The 495-nt window shown below is 52.1% G+C and carries 1 rRNA gene; it reads right to left on the bottom strand.

Features of this window, described 5'->3' with window-relative positions:
- Positions 1-495 (bottom strand): 16S ribosomal RNA (locus tag J3477_RS25975); the annotation flags it as partial.

A 495-nucleotide genomic window follows, 5' to 3' on the forward strand; every position in this document is an offset into this window, starting at 1 on the left:
AGCACCCAAGTTAAGCTCAGGTATTTCACATCCCACTTAAATATCCACCTACGCTCCCTTTACGCCCAGTAAATCCGGACAACGCTTGCCACCTACGTATTACCGCGGCTGCTGGCACGTAGTTAGCCGTGGCTTCCTCCTTGGGTACCGTCATTATCGTCCCCAAAGACAGAGCTTTACAACCCGAAGGCCTTCATCACTCACGCGGCGTTGCTGCATCAGGGTTTCCCCCATTGTGCAATATTCCCCACTGCTGCCTCCCGTAGGAGTCTGGACCGTATCTCAGTTCCAATGTGGCCGATCACCCTCTCAGGTCGGCTACGCATCGTCGCCTTGGTGAGCCATTACCTCACCAACTAGCTAATGCGCCGCGGGTCCATCTTATAGCGGATTGCTCCTTTGATTTTCATCTCATGCGAAACGAAAATGTTATGCGGTATTAATCTTCCTTTCGGAAGGCTATCCCCCTCTATAAGGCAGGTTACCCACGTGTTA

This window comes from Clostridium zeae, from assembly GCF_017312485.1.
Lineage (GTDB): Bacteria > Bacillota > Clostridia > Clostridiales > Clostridiaceae > Clostridium_AR > Clostridium_AR zeae.